The following is a 15,865-nucleotide window of genomic DNA, read 5'->3' on the forward strand; positions in this document are numbered from 1 at the left end:
GGCGGTGGCGCACGCGTCACACGGGTGGGTGACGAACTCGGCGCCGGAGCGACTCTGACCTTATTGAGTCTGATTGTCAATATCGTCTAACGTCTCGCGCATGACCGCCCCACCGACCGCCGACCACACCGCCGAGATCACGACCGTCTGGTCCGAACTGCTCGACCTGCCCCCCGCCGAGATCCCCGACGACGTGGGCTTCCTCGTCCTGGGCGGTGACTCGGTGCTGGCGGTGCGCATGTCGGCGCTGATCCGGCAGCGCCTCGGCGTCGCGCTCGGCCTGGCCGAGGTCCGGGTCGACACCACCGTCGGCGAGATCGCCGCACTGGTCGCCGATCGGGTGAGCGATCCGTCGACCGGGTCACTCCCCGCGATCACCCGCCGTCGCGCCGACCCGCACGCCCCGTTCGCCCTGCTGCCGCTGCAGCAGGGCTACTTCGTCGGGCAGCAGGACGGCTGGGAGCTGTCCTACGCCTCGGCGCACTACTACGTCGACTACCCGCTCGACGGCATCGACGGCGACGAGGCGGCGGAGGCCCTCACCGACGCCCTGGAGCGGCTGGCCCGGCGTCAGCCCGGCCTGCGCGCCCGGGTCGACGCCGACGGCCGCCAGTACGTGCTGCCCACCGGGGCGCCGGGGGCGCTGCCGGCCCCGACCGTGCTGGACCTGCGCGACGCCGCACCGGAGGAGATCGACGCCCGGCTCGCCGCGCTGCGGGACCTGATGAACGTCACCGGGCCCGACCCGATGTCCGGCCCCGGCCTGGACATCCGGCTGACGCTGCTGCCCGGCGACGCCGGCCTGCTGCACGGCGCGTTCAGCCTGCTGCTCTTCGACGGCTGGTCGGCCGGCGTGCTCACCCGGGAGCTGCTGGCACTCGCCCAGGACTGGAACGCGGTGCTCGACCCCCTGGAGATCGACCCCGGCGACTACGTCGAGGCGGTCGGGGCGCTGCGCGGCACGCGCGGCCGGACCGCCGACCGCGACTGGTGGTGGGAGCGGATCGACGCGCTGCCCGCCCCGCCCGCCCTGCCACTGGTCGTCGACCCGCAGGAGGTGAGGCCCACGGTCATGCAGCACCGCGAGTTCCGGCTCGACCCGGCCCGCTGGGCGGCGCTGCGCACGGCCTGCCGCGACCAGCGGGTCACCCCGGCGACGGCGCTGCTCACGGCGTTCTCCGTCGTGCTGGCCCGCTGGTCGGGGCACCGGCGGATGCTGCTCAACTCGCTGCAGACCGGACGCCTGCCGCTGCACCCCGACGTGCACCGCATGATCGGCGGCTTCGCCACCACCATGCTGCTGCCGGTGGTCCCGGAGGCCGGGGTGCCGTTCGCCGAGCTGGCCCGGTCCGTGCAGGGGACCTTCGCCGAGCACGCCGCGCACATGCTCGTCCCGGGCGTCGAGGTGGCCCGGGAGGTCGGGCGCCGGCGCGGCACCCACCGCCCGGTGGCACCGGTGGTGTTCCAGTCCACGATCGGGATGGACGCCGCGATGGGCAGCCCGCTACCGAGCGAGGCCGGCCCCCTGGGCCGGGTGCGCGCCGGGGACTACACCCACCACCTGCGCACACCGCAGGTGGCGCTGGAGACCCGCTGCTTCGAGATCGACGAGCAGCTCGTCCTGGTGTTCTCCCTGGTCGCGGAGCTGTTCGTCGACGACGAGGTGACGGCCGCGTTCGCCGAGCTGGTCGAGCTCGCGACGGCGCTGGCCGACGGACCCGGCTGGGACGCCGTGCCGGAGCTGCCCGAGGCCCTCGACCCGGCCCCCGGGGAGGGGCTGCGCATCGGCGCGCTGCCCGGGACCGGTCGCACGCACGCCCCCGGACCGCCCGCGGACGGCGCGGAGCAGACGGTGGCCGAGGTGTTCGAGGACTTCCTGGAGGTCCCCGTGCTGGACCGCACCGTGCACTTCTTCACCGCGGGCGGCGACTCGCTGCTCGCGATCCGGGTGCTGGCCCGCCTCGCCGCCGAGCTGGACCACCCGGTGCCGGTACGGGCCTTCCTCGCCGACCCGACGGTCGCCGGGGTCGCGGCGGCCGGACGGGCGTCCTGATGGCCGGAGCCGCCCGTCCGCTGGTCGCCGTGCTGGGCGCGTCGGGGGCGACCGGGCGGGCCGCGGCCGGGCGGCTGGCCGCGACGGGCCGGGTGCGGCTGCGGCTCGGGGCCCGCGACGCGGGCGCGCTCGCCGCACCGGCGGCCGCGCTCGGGGCCGAGGCCGTGGGGGTCGACGCGGGCGACGCCGACGCCCTGGCCGGGTTCTGCGCCGGCGCCGCCGTCGTCGTGCAGTGCGCGGGACCGTCGCTGCGGCTCACCCCGGCCGTGCTGGCCGCGGCGCTCGCCGCGGGGGCCCACCTCGTCGATCCGGCCGGCGACCTGGACCCGTTCCCGACCGGCGACCGCTGCGTCGTCCTGGGCACGGGGGTGGTACCCGGGCTGTCGGGGCTCCTGCCGCGCCTGCTCCCGCCGGGGGCCCGGCGGCTGGACCTCTACGCCGGTGGCGCCGACCGGCTGACCCCGGCCGCGGCGGCGGACGTGCTGCTGTCGGTCCCGCCCCGCTACGGGCTGCCCCGGGCGCTGTGGCGCGACGGCGGCCCCGTCGAGGCCGCGCTGGCGGTGCAGCCCGCGGTGTCGCTGCCGGGCTTCGACGGTCCGGTGCACGCCGTGCCGCTGCTCACCGCCGAGGCGCAGCGCCTGGCCGCGGACACCGGTGCGGCGCAGCTGCGGGCCTACTCGGTGTTCCCGGGGCCGGGGCTGCCGGACACCCTCGCGTCCGCCTGGGCGTCGGGCGACCCGCTGGCGCACGTCGACGCCGTCATCGCCGCGGCCGACGCCGACGTGGCCGCGCACGGCGTCGCCATCACCCTGCTCGCGTCGGCGCGCTACGCCGACGGGGCCCGCCGCACGCTGCTGCGGTCCACCGACTCGCTCGCCCTGACCGGCGCGTTCACCGCGCTCGCCGTCACCGACGTACTGGCGGGCCGGGTCCCGCACGGGGTCGGCCGGGCCGCCGAGGTGCTCGACCCGGTGACGACGGCCGCCCGGCTGGCCGCCGACCCCTCGGTGGACGAGCTGCGGTACTGACCCGGGCGCCCCGGACCGCGTCCGGGGCGCCCGCCGGGCTCACCCCTGGCCGGGGGCGACCGGCAGACCGGTCCGGAACAGCTCCTGCTCCAGCCACACCGCCGCGGCGACGCCGCTCCCGGCGCCCACGCTCACCAGTGTCACGCCGTCGGGCAGCCCGGGCTGACGGGCCGCGTCGCCGGCGGCGGAGACCCCCGGGACCGAGGTCCGGCCGCACTCGTCGACGGCGATCGTGCCGTCGTCGAGCACGGTCGCGCCGAGGCTCCCGGCCAGCGCGGTGCCGGGGCGGGTCGGGGCACGGTGGTAGATGCCGTCGCGGGCGAGGGTGGTGCCGTCGGCGAAGCGCAGCTCGAGTGCGCCCAGGTCGCCGTCGATCGCCGTGATCGGGGACTCCACGACCCGCACGCCGCCCGCCTCCAGGTTCGCCGCGACCCAGCCGGGCAGCTCGGCGGGGCCGTGGGTGGCGAGGACGACGTCGTCGCTGAACCGGTCCCGCACGTAGGCGGCGAGCATCCCGGCCAGGCCGTTGCCGATCACCACGAGCGCCATGCCGCTGGTCTCGTAGCCGTGGCAGAACGGGCAGTGGAACACCGAGCCGCCCCACCGCTGCGCCAGCCCGGGCACGTCGAGCGGCTCGTCGACCTGGCCGCCGGCCAGCAGCAGCCGGCGCGCCCGCACGACGGTGCCGTCGTCGAGGTCGAGGGCGAAGTCGTCGAGGGCGCCGCGCACGCCGGTGACCCGGCCCGCCCGGCGGGTCACCGTCGGGTAGGCGTCGACCTCCGCGCGGCCGTCGGCGAGCAGCTGCGCCGGGTCCCCGCCGTCGCGGCCGAGGTACATGTGCATCTCGGCGGCCGGGGCGTTGCGCGGCTCGCCGGCGTCGACGAGCAGGACGCGACGCCGCTGGCGGCCGAGCACGAGGGTCGCCGACAGGCCCGCGGGCCCACCGCCGACGACCACCACGTCGTAGGTGTCGTTCACGCGTTCTCCAGTTCCGTGCGGACGGCGGGCAGGACCTCGGTCGCGAGGCGTTCGACGTTGGCGAGCACCGCGTCGCGCTCGCCGGAGGACTCGACGTGCAGCAGCACCCGGCCGGCCCCGCTCCCCCGGACCAGGTCGACGAGCCGGCGGACACAGAGCTCGGGCGGCCCGATCGGCTGCCGGGCGAGGATGCCCGCGGCCAGCTCGTCGGGGGTGGGCCGCTGGCCGCGGTACTCCTCGACCATCACGTACTCGGCGTAGCCGGAGGCGAACACCGGCGCCAGCCGCTCGTGGACGACCCGTTCGGCCTCGGCGACCGAGTCGGTGACATGGGCCAGGGCCGCGGTGCCGTGCACCGGCCGCGCCGCGGTGAGCTGCTCGTAGTCGGCGACCAGCCGTGCCTGCTCGTCGGCGGTCTGGGAGAAGAAGAACAGCATCGGCAGGCCGTGCCGGGCGGCCAGCTCCACCCCGGTGGCCGAGGTCGCGGCCACGTGCACCGGCGGGTGCGGACGCGTGTACGGCTCCGGGCCGGGTGCGACCTCGCGGAACCGGTAGTGCTCGGAGTCGGCGGACACCCGCCCGGTGAAGGAGTCGAGGACCAGGCCGAGCGCCTCGGGCAGCCCGGTGCGCCACCGCTCGATGCCGGTGCCGAGGACCTCGTGGTCCACCACCGGCCCGGCCCGGCCGACGCCGAGGTCGAACCGGCCGCCGGAGAGCTGGTCGAGCAGCGCCGCCTGCTCCGCGACGTGCACCGGCGGGTGCGTCGGCAGGATCGTCACCGCCGTGCCGACCCGCACCCGCCGGGTGCGGCCGAGCAGGAACGCGGCCAGCGTCGTCGCGGAGGGGTTGACGCCGTAACCGGTCAGGAAGTGGTGCTCGGTGGTCCACACCGACGCGAACCCGTGCGCCTCGGCCGCCTGCGCGACGTCCGCGGCCAGCGCGAACACCTCGGTCGCGCTCTGCCCGGGGAAGCGGTGGGTGAACAGCATGACGCCGAACGACGGAGGGGACACGCCTTAACAGTAGCGGATGTCGTTATCGACTGAAGGTGGTCGGTGGGCCGGTGCAGGGGTCCGGGCCGAAGGGGCGCAGCGGGACCTCCGGTCCGTCCCCCCCGGGGCGGTGGCGGGGCAGGCGTCGACGACGACCCGCCGCTGCACGCGGTCGTGGCCTCGCGCCTGGTCGCGGTCACCCCGCAGACCCCGGTCCGGACCGCGCTGGACCTGATGCCGGCCCACGACGTCCACCACCTCCCCGTGTTCGCAGGTCCGCACTGCATCGGCCTCGTGACCGAATCCGACCTGCTCCGGGGCGTCGCCGCCCAGTGGGGTCGCCTGGGCCAGGCCGTCCTCACCGTCGCCGAGGTCCACGGCCCGGTCGCGGTACTGCCGTCCTCGGCGCCCCTGTCGGCGGCCGCCGCGGCGATGGCGGCCGACGGGCGGGACGCCGTCCTCGTCGCGGACGGCGACCGGATCGACGGCATCGTCACCGCCTCCGACGTCGTCGGCGTCGTCGCGCGCGGGGCCGGCGGCCGTCCACGCACGACACCGCTGCGGCCCCCGTCCTGACGCACCGGGCCGGCACCCGCCGGCGGCGGCCGACCACGTGGAGAGGGTCCCGCTCGACGCCGGAGCGCCCTGCTAGCGTCCCGCCCGATGTCCGAGCGCGACGCGGGCCGGCGGCCGGGGAACCGCGGGGCAGCGTGATCGCGGACGGCATGGCGGTGCTCGCGGGCGAGCTCGGGACGGGTCTGCTCGTCGTCGCGTCGGTCGCGCTGGTCGCGGAGTCGGGTCTGCTGATCGGTGTGGTGCTGCCCGGCATCAGCGTGACGGTCGGACTCGGCGTGCTCGCCGGCAGCGGCACGGTGCCCGGTGTCGCCGCGGGTCTCACCGCCGCCGTCGCCGGCGCCGCCGGACCGAGCCTGGGCTACTGGCGGGGTCGCCGGGGCGGCCCGGCGGCGCTGCACAGCAGGCGCGGCCTGCCGGCCGCGGCCGCCCGGGTGCTCCAGTTGGCCGAGCGTCGCCCGGTGCTCGCGGTCGCGCTCGGACAGTGGTTCGCGGTGGTCCGCACACTGGTCCCGCGCGTCACGAGCGGTGTCCTCCCGTACCACCGGTTCGCGGCGGTCAGCATCCCGGTGGCCTCCGTGTGGGGGCTCGCCACGTTCGCGCTGGGGGGTCTGCTCACCCGTGGCTCGGCGACCGCCGCCCGGCTGGTCGCGGCGCAGCAGGCGACCGCGCACCTGCTCCTCCTCGCCCTGCTGCTGGTGGTCGTCGGGATGCTCGTCCGCGGGTTGCGGCGGCCGTATTCGCCCCGCCCCCGCACACCGGCGGAAGCCGGACGCCGCCGGGCGGGACGGGCGTCGACGTCGACGGGTGACCGGCACGCGTGAGGAGGGCGGGCCGGTCACCCGTCCGGGCGCGCAGACCGACGTCGACGACGACGGCCTCGGAGCCGTCCGAGGCCGGACCGGTCCCGTCTCGGGAGGGGTCCCGGGACCCCCGATCCAGCTTCGGTCCGTCCGCGACGACGACCGGCGGCGCACCCCGGAGGTGACGCCACGACGAGGCAGGAGAGCAGATGACGAAGCGACTGGGCATCCTCATCGGTGGAGCGGCGATCGCCATGGGTGCATCGCTCGCCGTGGCCGCACCCGCGTTCGCGGAGACGGTCGGCTACTACAACAACAAGACGGTCTGCCAGCAGCAGGGCGCGAAGATCGTCAACGCGGCCCCGGGGGCCCCGACCACCTTCACCTGCATCGGCAACGGCAACCCCACCACCGACTCCACCCGCTGGGAGCTGCGGGGCTACTGACCCCTCCCCGCGGCCCCGGGTACCGGGGAGACGACGCGCCCCCGCCGGTTGCTCCCGGGGGCTCTCGACCCGGAGCGCTGCCGGTGGTGCCCCCGGGAACCGCCCGGCGCGGAGTCGGGTGGCTCCCGGGGGGGGGTGGCCCGAGCCGCCGGGCCCGCCCACCCCGTGGATCACCGCCCCGGCCGGGGCGCCATCCACGCTGACGGTCGAGGCGGCCCAGCACGGCATCGCCCTCCACGGCGGCGACGCCTGCGTCGGCCGGGGCGTCTCCGACTACCCGATCGGCCTCGGGACGCCACGGCAGGACGCGCGGTGCGGCGGCCGAGCACCACCGGTGCGGCCTACTTGAGCAGGAAGCCCGCGTCCACGGGGACGGTCGTCCCGGTGATCCACCTCCCCGCGTCGGAGCAGAGGAACGCGATCACCTCGGACACGTCGGTCTCGGCCAGGGCGTCCACCGGCATCAGGTTGAACCGCATGGCGTTGCCCAGCTCCTCGTGCTCGGTCAGCCACTGCGGGAAGAAGTCGTTGTTCGACATCGGCGACGCGACGCCGGTGGGGTGGATGGTGTTCACCCGGATCGACTCCGGCGCGAGCTCCGTGGCCAGCGTGCGCATCAGGCCGACGATGCCGTGCTTGGCCGCCGTGTAGTGCGTGCAGCCGGCCACGCCGCGCAGTCCCGCGATCGACGACGTGATCACGATCGAGCCGCCGTCGCCGCCCGCCCGGATGTGCGGGACCACCGCCCGGCAGGCCTTGAACACGCCGGTGAGGTTGATGTCGATCATGTCGTCCCAGGCCTCGTCGGTGAGCTCCCAGGTGTTGTCCGACAGGCTCAGGATCCCGGCGTTGGCCAGCAGGATGTCGATGCGGCCGAACTCGCTCATCGCCGTGTCGGCCAGCCGGGCCATGTCCGCGGTGCGGCGCACGTCGCCCTCGAGCGCGATGCAGCGACGACCCAGCTCCTCCACCTGCGCGACGGTCTCCTCGAGGTCGCCGGGGCGCCCGGTGGCGAACGGGACCGTGGCCACCTGCTCGGTGATGTCGCAGGTGACGATGTCGGCGCCCTCGCGGGCGAGGCGGAGCGCGTGCGCCCGTCCCTGCCCGCGCCCGCCGCCGGTGATCACCGCGACCTTGCCGTCCAGCTGTCCCATCTCAGTTCCCCTTCCGGTACGCCGCGGCGCGGCGGTTGTGTTCGGTGATCGCGTCGGTCAGGGGCCGGTAGGGCTCGTCCCACGGGTCCTTGAGCCCCCAGCCGCGCCCACCGGTGTTCTCGACGTAGCCGCACCAGTGCCACCCGGCGAACCAGGGCTCGTCGAGCAGGACCTCCATCGCGGCGCCGTAGTCCGCGCCGCGGGCGGCGTGGTCGGGCAGGCCCTCGCGGTGCGGGTCGAGCTCGGTCGGGGTCCAGTTCCCGATGTCGGCGACGATCACCGGCTTGTCCCCGCACTGGGCACGCCAGCGGGCCAGGTCGTCGTGCATCGCCCGGCGCGACTCGTCGGTCGGCTCGGTGAAGTACTGCACGGACAGGACGTCGACGTGCGGGGCCATCGCCCGCAGCACCGGCTCCGGGATCCCCTTGTTGCCGTTGAACCGGTCGCCGAGGATCAGGTGGTGCGGGTCGTAGCGGCGGAGGGCCGTCGCGATCGTCTCGTAGTAGCGGCTGGCGACATCGTAGAGCGCGCGTTCCCGTGCGCCCGGCTCCAGGCCGGAGAGCTCGACGAAGTCCCGGCCGGACGCGTGCGGCAACCAGGCAGGGATGTCGACCAGGAAGTAGCCGAGCAGGTCCGGCGAGTCGGCGTGCTCGGCGGCGATCGCGCGGCCCAGGTGGTCGCACCAGTCGACGAAGTCGTCGTCGAGCGGCCGGAACGCCGGGTGACCGTTCCAGTCCTCGATCTCGGCCACCCGCACCTGGGCGACGTAGGGCATCCCCGCGCCGCGCAGCTCGGCAGCGGTCCACTGCTCGGAGTGCTTGAGGTCGATCGGGTCGCCGAACCAGTCCAGCGCCTCGCCCCAGCCGCCCGCGACGTACTCGCTCGTCCACCCCAGTGTGTTGAACCCCCACCCGCGCAGATCCGCGACGACGCCGTCACGGATCCAGCGCTGCCGCGACCCGTAGCGTTCGCGCCACACGTCGACGGCGCGGGGGAACTTCAGTGCCGCCTCGTCGGTGTGGTTGAGGCCGAGGGACAGGAACGGGTTCCCGTCCGGGTCGACGAGCCGGCCGTCGCGGACCGCGTAGCTCATGCCGTCTCCCCGGCGAAGAAGCGCAGGTAGTGCCCGGCCAGCTCCGCGGGCGACTCCTCGGCGAGCTGATGGCCCCACGGCAGGATCACCGCGCGGACGTCGTCGGCGACCTCGCGCATCTGCCGCTCGTTGTCGGCACCGATGAAGTGCTCGCTGCCCACGGCCAGCACCGGCATCGGGAGCCGGGTCCGCGCGGACTCCCGGTTCTGGTCACCGTCGGTGAGCGTGGCCCGGTAGATCTCGCACATGCACCGGACCCCGCCGGGCGAGGAGTAGCAGCGCACGTACTCGTCGAGCGCGTCGGGGGTGATCGCCGACGGGTCGTGGGTCTCGTGCTTCATGAAGTAGGAGAAGTACTCCCGCTCGTGGCCGCTGATCAGCATCTCGGGGAACTCGGGCACGGAGTAGAAGTTGATGTGCCACAGCCAGACGTAGCTGCGCACGTTGTCCGGGGTCAGGAACGAGTAGTCCTCCAGCCCGAACCCGGGGAGGATCATCTCCTGGTAGACGAGCTGCTGGACGCGGTCGGGGTGGTTGGCCGCGAGCTGGTAGGCCGCGGCGGCACCCCAGTCCTCGCCGACCACCCGGAAGCGGTCGTGGCCGAGCTCGGTCATCAGCTCCGCGAAGTCCTCGGCGACGTTCGCCATGTCGTAGCCGCCGACGGCGTGCTCGGAGTCGCCGAGGCCGCGCATGTCCGGCACCACGACCCGGTGGTGCGGGGTCAGCAACGGGATGACGTGCCGCCAGTGGTAGGAGGTCTTGGGCACCCCGTGCAGCAGCAGGACGGGCTCGCCCTCGCCCGCGGTCAGGTAGTGCAGGCGGACGCCGTTGACCGTGGCCCGGCCGTGCCGGACCCGTTCACCGTGGTGGTCGACGATCTCCATGGGGTTCGCTCCCTCGTAGGTGGTGGTCATTGCTCGGGGGCCGTCACGACCGGGCCCGGCGGACGTCCGCCGAGCGCAGGAACGCGATCGCGTCGCGGGCCAGTGCCTGTGGCGAGTCCGCGACCGGGCGCCACAGCGACACGGCGCGGGCGATCTCGGCCACGGTGGGCAGGAACGACTCGACGACGACCTGGCCGCGGTAGCCGATGTCGTCGAGCGCGTCGAAGAACTCCGCCCACGGCAGGTGCCCGCTACCCGGCGTCCCCCGGTCGTTCTCGGCGACCTGGACGTGGAACACCCGGTCACCGGCGAGCCGTACGGCGTCGCCCAGGTGCTTCTCCTCGATGTTCATGTGGAACGTGTCCAGCAGCAGGCCGACGTTGTCCCGGCCGGTGGCGGCGCACAGCTCCAGGCCCTGCTCGACGGTATTGACCAGGTCGGTCTCGAACCGGTTCAGCGGCTCGACCGCCAGCGCGACGCCCCGCTCCGCGGCGTGGTCGGCGGCCTGCCGGATGCTGTCCGCGGCCCACCGGAACTGCCGGGCACGCTCGTCCGGCGGGAGCATCCGGGCCCTGCCGGTCGTCGCGTACATCGGCCCGGCGACGTGCGGCGAGCCGACCTGGGCGGCGAGGTCGATGCAGCCGCGCAGGTAGTCCACCCCCTGCCGGCGCCGGGCCGGGTCGTCGTGGGACAGGTCGCGCTCGGGCCCGAACGCGCCGCACACGCCCACGGCCAGACCGGTCTCCCGGGCGGCCGCGTTCAGCACCGGTGCCGACAGGACCGCCGGGTCCTCCACGCACACCTCGACGAGGTCGTAGCCGAGCGCCGCGACCTGCTCGAACGCCGGCCGCACGGCGTCGTCGGAGAACGGGGACGCCAGCAGGAACGTGCTCAGGCCGAGTGGACGGCTCACGTGCGCTCCCCCAGCCCGGCCACGACGGCCCTGGTGTGGGCGATCGCGGACCCGGTGTAGAGGTCGCCGAACTCGGGGGCGCCCGCACCGGAGAGCACCCCCCACACGTCGCCGGCCGCGGGCAGCAGCTCGTAGGAGATCCAGCCCTCGTAGCCGACGTCGGCGATCGCGGCGAGGACCGGGGCGAAGTCGAGGTGCCCGTACCCCGGGGCGGCGCGGTTGGAGTCGGCCAGGTGCACGTGGGTCAGGCGGGCTCCGGCACGGCGGATCGCGGCCGCGATGTCGGTCTCCTCGATGGCCATGTGGAAGGTGTCGGCCATGACGCCGACGGCCGGGCGGGCGACCTCGTCGACGAAGGCGACGGCCTGGTCCATCCGGTTGATCAGGTAGGTCTCGTAGCGGTTCCACGGCTCGACCGCGATCCGCACCCCGCGCTCCGCCGCGTGGTCGCCGACCGCGCGGGCGGCCTCGACCGCCCACTGCCACTCCCGGGCGCGCTCGGCGCCGGGGACGATCTTCATGCAGGCCGTCGGGGTGAACGTGACGACCTCGGCACCCAGCGCGGCGGCGTGGTCGACGTTGCCGCGCACGTAGTCCACGGCATGTCGTCGCACGGCAGGATCGGTGCTCACGATGTCGCGCTCGGGCGTGAAGATGCTGATGATCGAGGACGCGACCAGGCCGTGCCGCTCCAGGTCGGCGCGGATCCGTCCGGTGTCCTGCTCGGCGGGTTCCCCGACGAGCTCGACGCCGTCGTAGCCGTACCGGGCCAGCCGGGCGATCCCCTCCGACAGCGGCTCCCGGCCGTAGGCCAGGGTGTTGTACGTGTAGCGGAACATGTCTCCTCGCTCAGCCGGTGGTCTCGAAGTCGTGCAGGTGGCGACCGACGTTGTCCCGGGTGAACGTGATCGGGTGGCCCATCACGATCTCCCCGCCGGGCCCGACGGTCCGGCGCCCCAGGCGCCCGGCGTCGAAGGTCTCGCCCGGCCGGCCGGTGATCTCGCCCGCGGTGTAGGCGGCGGCCGCGTAGTAGGTCAGGTAGCCCAGGTCGCGGGGGCTCCACAGCACGTAGGCCGGGACCCGGCCGCTGGTGAGCAGCTGGGCCTGGGTGCCCGGGTTGCCCAGGCCGGTGACCACCACGCGGTCGGCCACACCCAGGTCGGTGGCGGCCTTGACCGCGGCCTCCATCGCGATCGGGGTCGGCGCCATGATCCCCCGCAGGTCCGGGTGGGCCCGCAGCAGCGCGACGGCGGCGTCGTAGCTCTTCTTCGCGTCGTCGTCGCCGTAGGAGGTCTTGACCAGGCGCATGCCGCGGTACTGCGGTGTGGCGAGCTGGGCCTTCATGACGTCGATCCAGCCGTTGGTCACCTCGGCCGTGCTCTGGGACGACACGATGCCGAACTCGCCGGTGCCGCCCATCGCCCGGGCGAGGATGTCGAACTGGGCGCGGCCGAGCTCGTCGGCGGTGGCCATGTTGACGAACAGGCCCCGCGAGCCGTCACTGACGTCGGCGTCATAGCTGATGACCCGCGATCCGTGGGCGCGGGCGGCGTCCAGCGCCGGGGCGACCGCCGACGAGTCCACCGCGGAGATGCCGATCACGCAGGACCCGCGTTGGCGTCCACTCTGGATGCGCTGGATCTGCCCGGTGACGTCGCCGGCCGCGGGGCCGACGAACGACAGGTCACCGCCGAGCTCGCGCTGGGCGTCGACCATCCCGGTGCGCACCGCGGCGAAGTACGGGTTGTCGGTGCTCTTGGGGATCATCGTCAGGTTGCAGTCCGCGACCGGCCGCGGCGGCGGTGGTCCGGACGGCTCGGCGGCCGCGCACGCGGTGAGCGCCAGCAGAGTCGCCAGCGCGACGGCGGCTCCCATGCCGGGGCGCCTCACCGGACGCTCCCGGCCGAGCGGCGGCGTTCCCGCCACGCGGTCACCCGCCGGGACACCGCGGGCACGACGACCGCGCCGACCATGAGCAACCCGGTCACCATGTACTGCACGGCGGTCTCGGCGTCGGCCAGCGTCATCCAGCTCGTGAGGACCGTGACCAGCAGCAGGGCCAGTAGCACCCCCACGAACGAGCCCTTCCCGCCGTACATGCTGATCCCGCCGATCAGCACGATGCCCACCACGATCAGCTCCAGTCCGGTGCCGTTGCTGGCACGGACGGTGCTGACGTATCCGGCGTAGGCGATGCCCGCCACCGCGGCCACGACGCCGGAGACCACGAACAGGCCACGTTTGACCGCGCCCACCCGCAGCCCGGAGAAGCGGGCCACCCGGGCGTTACTGCCGATCGCGAACACGGCCCGGCCCACCGCTCCGCGGTGCATCAGCACCGCCGCCACGACGGCCGGCACGACGAAGGCCACGAAGCCGTAGGGCACCAGGGTGCCGGGCAGGTTCTCCTGGGCGAACGTGGTCAGCCCGGGCGGCAGGTCGCTGATGCCCCGGTTCTCCAGCAGCACGTAGGACAGTCCGCGGTACAGGCCCAGCGTCCCGATCGTGACGATCAGCGACGGCAGCCCGACGTCCACCACGAGCAGTCCGTTGACGAGCCCGGCCAGCGCCCCGGTCAGCACACCCAGCCCGATCGCGGGCCAGGTGCCCAGGCCCCCGGACACGGCCAGGCCGAACACCGTCGCGGAGAGCGCGAACGTCGACGCCACCGAGAGGTCGATCTCCCCGGCGACCATCAGCCACGCCATCGGGACGACCATCAGGCTCAGCCCGAGCGCGCCGGTCGCCGAGATGGAGAAGTTCTGGCCGGTCAAGAAGTACGGGCTGGTGACCGAGGCGGCCAGCAGGGCCAGGACCACCAGTGCGGAGAGCGTGATCTCCCAGGTGCCGAACCAGGTCGGGAGCCGTCGTCGCGCGGGGGTGGCGACGGGTCGCAGCTCGGTCGTCCGCGCGGTCATGTGGACACTCCTCGGGATTCCAGGCGGCGCCGCAGGACCAGGTCGAGGGTGATGGCCAGGATGATCACCAGTCCCTGGACGGCCTGCAGCCAGAACGCGGAGACGTCGGCGAGCGCCAGTCCGGTGCCGATCACGGACAGGATCGCGGCGCCCAGCACGACCCCGCCGACGGTGCCGACCCCGCCGGTGATGCTGACGCCGCCGACGACGACGGCGGCCAGGACGACGAGCTCGAAGCCGGTCGCCACGGAGGAGTCGACCGTGCCGTAGCGGGCGCCCCAGAGGACCCCGGCGAGGCCGCAGAGCAGCCCGGTGGCGGTGTAGGCCCCGAACACCAGCCGCTTCGAGGCGATGCCGGTCCGTTCGGCCGATGCGGGTGCGCTGCCCACGGCGAGCATCGCGCGACCGGTGACGGTGTGCCGGACGACCAGGTGCGCCAGCGCGGCGACGGCCAGCGCGTAGAGGACCATCAGCGGGATCCCGAGCACCGTCCCGGTGGCGATCGCCGAGTAGGAGGCCGGCAGGTTCTGCGCGGTGATCTGCGAGCTGCCCGCCCACGCGGAGTTGAGCCCGCGGAAGATGTAGAGCGTGCCCAGTGTGACCATGATCGAGGGCACCTTGAGCGTCGCGACCAGGGCGCCGTTGACCGCTCCGAGGGCCGCCCCGAGCAGGCAGGCGGCCAGCACGGACAGCACCACCGGCAGCCCGGGGACGGCTGCGGTGAGGCCGGCCGCGAGGTAGGCGGTGAGTCCGACCGTGGACCCGACCGAGACGTCGATGTTGCGGGTGAACAGCACGAGGGCCTGACCGACCGCGACGATGAGCACGATGGCCAGGTCGGTGCCGATCTGGGCGAACGTGTCACCGGTGGCGAACCGGGGTGTGGACGTCGCGAACGACACCACGAGCACGACCAGGACCACACCGAGGCCCGCCTCCCGGGGGATCCGACGCCGGATCCCGGGCGTGGGTCCCGCCTCCGGCGCGGTGCGCGTGTCAGATGTGGACATCGGCCACCTGCCCGGTCATCGCGGCGAGGACCTGTCCCGCGTCGAACGGACGCCGGTCGAACCCGGGTCCCTGGGCACCGCGGTAGAACGTCACCACGCGATCGGACACCGACAGCAGCTCCTCGAGCTCGTTGCTGATCAGGAGAATGGTCAGGCCGCGTCCGGCCAGCTCGGAGACGAGCCGGTGCACCTCGGCCTTGGCGCCGACGTCGATGCCCTTGGTCGGGTCGTCGAGGATCAGCACCGACGGGTCGGTCGCCAGCCACTTCGCGATGACGACCTTCTGCTGGTTGCCCCCGGACAGCTCACCGAGCAGCTGGTCCGGACCGCTGGTGCGGATGCCGAGCCGCTCGATGTAGTCGTCCGCGAGCGCCCGGTCGGCGCGCGGGGAGAGCAGACCGAACCGGGGCCGTCGCTCCAGCAGTGCCAGCGGCAGGTTGAAGGCGATCGAGTGCTCCAGCACCACCCCCTCGGACTGCCGGTCCTCGGGTACGTAGGCGATCCCGTGGCGCATCGCCTGCTGCGGTGTCGCGATGTCCACCGGGGTGCCGTCGAGCAGGATCTCGCCGGCGTCGGCCGGTTCGAGCCCGAACAGCCCGCGGGCGATCTCCGTCCGACCGGCGCCGACCAGCCCGGCCAGGCCGAGGATCTCGCCGCGGCGCGCGGTGAACGACACGTCGGTGTAGGCGCCCCGCCTGCCCAGGCCGCGCACCTCCAGGCGTACCGGCCCGAGCTCGACGTCGGCCTTCGGGAACACCGTCTCCACCGAGCGGCCGACCATGTGCCCGACCGCCGACTCCGGGGTGAACCCGTGCGCCGGACCGGTGACGACCGTGGCCCCGTCGCGCGAGACGCTCACCCGGTCGGCGAGCGCGAACACCTCGTTCAGCCGGTGGCCGACGAACAGCACCGCGACGCCGTCGGCCTTGAGCCGGGCGATGATCTCCATCAGGCGGTCCACCTCCCGGGTGGACAGCGCCGCGGTGGGCTCGTCGAGCACCAGCAGCCGGGTGTCCGCGT

16 protein-coding genes are annotated in these 15,865 nt (G+C 74.4%); 5 read left to right on the forward strand and 11 right to left on the reverse strand.

Translation table 11 applies throughout. From position 1 onward, the window contains the following. Positions 1–100 precede the first annotated feature (100 nt). The gene (locus KPF22_RS20140; protein ID WP_224400890.1) at positions 101–2,053 is read left to right on the forward strand and encodes a phosphopantetheine-binding protein; all 1,953 of its coding nucleotides are present in this window, start codon (positions 101–103) and stop codon (positions 2,051–2,053) included. Continuing rightward, positions 2,053–3,081 (forward strand): saccharopine dehydrogenase NADP-binding domain-containing protein, encoded by a 1,029-nt coding sequence (locus KPF22_RS20145; protein WP_224400889.1) that lies wholly within the window; start codon positions 2,053–2,055, stop codon positions 3,079–3,081. The genes KPF22_RS20140 and KPF22_RS20145 overlap by 1 nt, the downstream gene beginning before the upstream one ends. Positions 3,082–3,120: 39 nt before the next feature. Here KPF22_RS20145 and KPF22_RS20150 read toward each other — a convergent pair whose 3' ends face one another. Then, positions 3,121–4,059: an NAD(P)/FAD-dependent oxidoreductase gene (locus tag KPF22_RS20150; protein WP_224400888.1), complete on the reverse strand. Its 939-nt coding sequence runs from the start codon at positions 4,057–4,059 to the stop codon at positions 3,121–3,123. Then, a complete protein-coding gene (locus KPF22_RS20155) occupies positions 4,056–5,072 on the reverse strand; it encodes an LLM class flavin-dependent oxidoreductase (protein WP_208824924.1) in 1,017 nt (338 codons plus the stop codon). The genes KPF22_RS20150 and KPF22_RS20155 overlap by 4 nt, the downstream gene beginning before the upstream one ends. A gap of 153 nt (positions 5,073–5,225) precedes the next feature. Here KPF22_RS20155 and KPF22_RS20160 point away from each other — a divergent pair, with 153 nt between their 5' ends. From KPF22_RS20160 to KPF22_RS20170, 3 genes are all read left to right on the forward strand, one after another. After that, entirely contained in the window at positions 5,226–5,627 is a 402-nt protein-coding gene (locus tag KPF22_RS20160; protein WP_224402993.1) for a CBS domain-containing protein, read from the forward strand. A gap of 149 nt (positions 5,628–5,776) precedes the next feature. After that, positions 5,777–6,448 carry a DedA family protein gene (locus KPF22_RS20165; RefSeq protein WP_224402994.1) on the forward strand — a complete coding sequence of 224 codons (672 nt, stop codon included), beginning with the start codon at positions 5,777–5,779 and terminating at the stop codon, positions 6,446–6,448. 188 nt (positions 6,449–6,636) lie between these two features. Then, positions 6,637–6,873, forward strand: a complete 237-nt coding sequence (locus tag KPF22_RS20170; RefSeq protein ID WP_224402995.1) for a hypothetical protein — start codon at positions 6,637–6,639, stop codon at positions 6,871–6,873. A gap of 341 nt (positions 6,874–7,214) precedes the next feature. Here KPF22_RS20170 and KPF22_RS20175 read toward each other — a convergent pair whose 3' ends face one another. Genes KPF22_RS20175 through KPF22_RS20215 form a run of 9 tightly spaced genes read right to left on the reverse strand, consistent with a single transcriptional unit; the run spans position 7,215 to position 15,845 of the window. Then, positions 7,215–8,027 (reverse strand): mycofactocin-coupled SDR family oxidoreductase, encoded by an 813-nt coding sequence (locus KPF22_RS20175; protein WP_208824916.1) that lies wholly within the window; start codon positions 8,025–8,027, stop codon positions 7,215–7,217. Position 8,028: 1 nt separating this feature from the next. Continuing rightward, positions 8,029–9,120, reverse strand: coding sequence for an agarase (locus tag KPF22_RS20180; RefSeq protein WP_224402996.1), 1,092 nt, complete (start codon positions 9,118–9,120; stop codon positions 8,029–8,031). Then, the gene (locus KPF22_RS20185) at positions 9,117–10,004 is read right to left on the reverse strand and encodes an alpha/beta fold hydrolase (RefSeq protein WP_073574096.1); all 888 of its coding nucleotides are present in this window, start codon (positions 10,002–10,004) and stop codon (positions 9,117–9,119) included. Before KPF22_RS20185 ends, KPF22_RS20180 begins: the two co-directional genes overlap by 4 nt. A 43-nt stretch (positions 10,005–10,047) precedes the next feature. Further along, positions 10,048–10,917, reverse strand: coding sequence for a sugar phosphate isomerase/epimerase family protein (locus tag KPF22_RS20190; protein ID WP_224402997.1), 870 nt, complete (start codon positions 10,915–10,917; stop codon positions 10,048–10,050). Next, on the reverse strand, positions 10,914–11,756 hold the full coding sequence (locus KPF22_RS20195; RefSeq protein ID WP_224402998.1) for a sugar phosphate isomerase/epimerase family protein: 843 nt from the start codon (positions 11,754–11,756) through the stop codon (positions 10,914–10,916). The genes KPF22_RS20190 and KPF22_RS20195 overlap by 4 nt, the downstream gene beginning before the upstream one ends. Before the next feature lie 10 nt (positions 11,757–11,766). Next, positions 11,767–12,792 carry a rhamnose ABC transporter substrate-binding protein gene (locus KPF22_RS20200; RefSeq protein ID WP_224402999.1) on the reverse strand — a complete coding sequence of 342 codons (1,026 nt, stop codon included), beginning with the start codon at positions 12,790–12,792 and terminating at the stop codon, positions 11,767–11,769. Between the two features lie 11 nt (positions 12,793–12,803). Next, complete coding sequence (locus KPF22_RS20205; RefSeq protein WP_224403000.1) at positions 12,804–13,835, reverse strand: ABC transporter permease; 1,032 nt, start codon at positions 13,833–13,835, stop codon at positions 12,804–12,806. After that, positions 13,832–14,845: an ABC transporter permease gene (locus KPF22_RS20210; protein WP_208824903.1), complete on the reverse strand. Its 1,014-nt coding sequence runs from the start codon at positions 14,843–14,845 to the stop codon at positions 13,832–13,834. Before KPF22_RS20210 ends, KPF22_RS20205 begins: the two co-directional genes overlap by 4 nt. Then, on the reverse strand, positions 14,832–15,845 hold the full coding sequence (locus tag KPF22_RS20215; RefSeq protein WP_224403001.1) for a sugar ABC transporter ATP-binding protein: 1,014 nt from the start codon (positions 15,843–15,845) through the stop codon (positions 14,832–14,834). The genes KPF22_RS20210 and KPF22_RS20215 overlap by 14 nt, the downstream gene beginning before the upstream one ends. Between the last annotated feature and the right edge of the window lie 20 nt (positions 15,846–15,865).

Source organism: Pseudonocardia sp. ICBG1034, assembly GCF_020131375.1.
In the GTDB taxonomy this organism is placed as follows: domain Bacteria; phylum Actinomycetota; class Actinomycetes; order Mycobacteriales; family Pseudonocardiaceae; genus Pseudonocardia; species Pseudonocardia alni.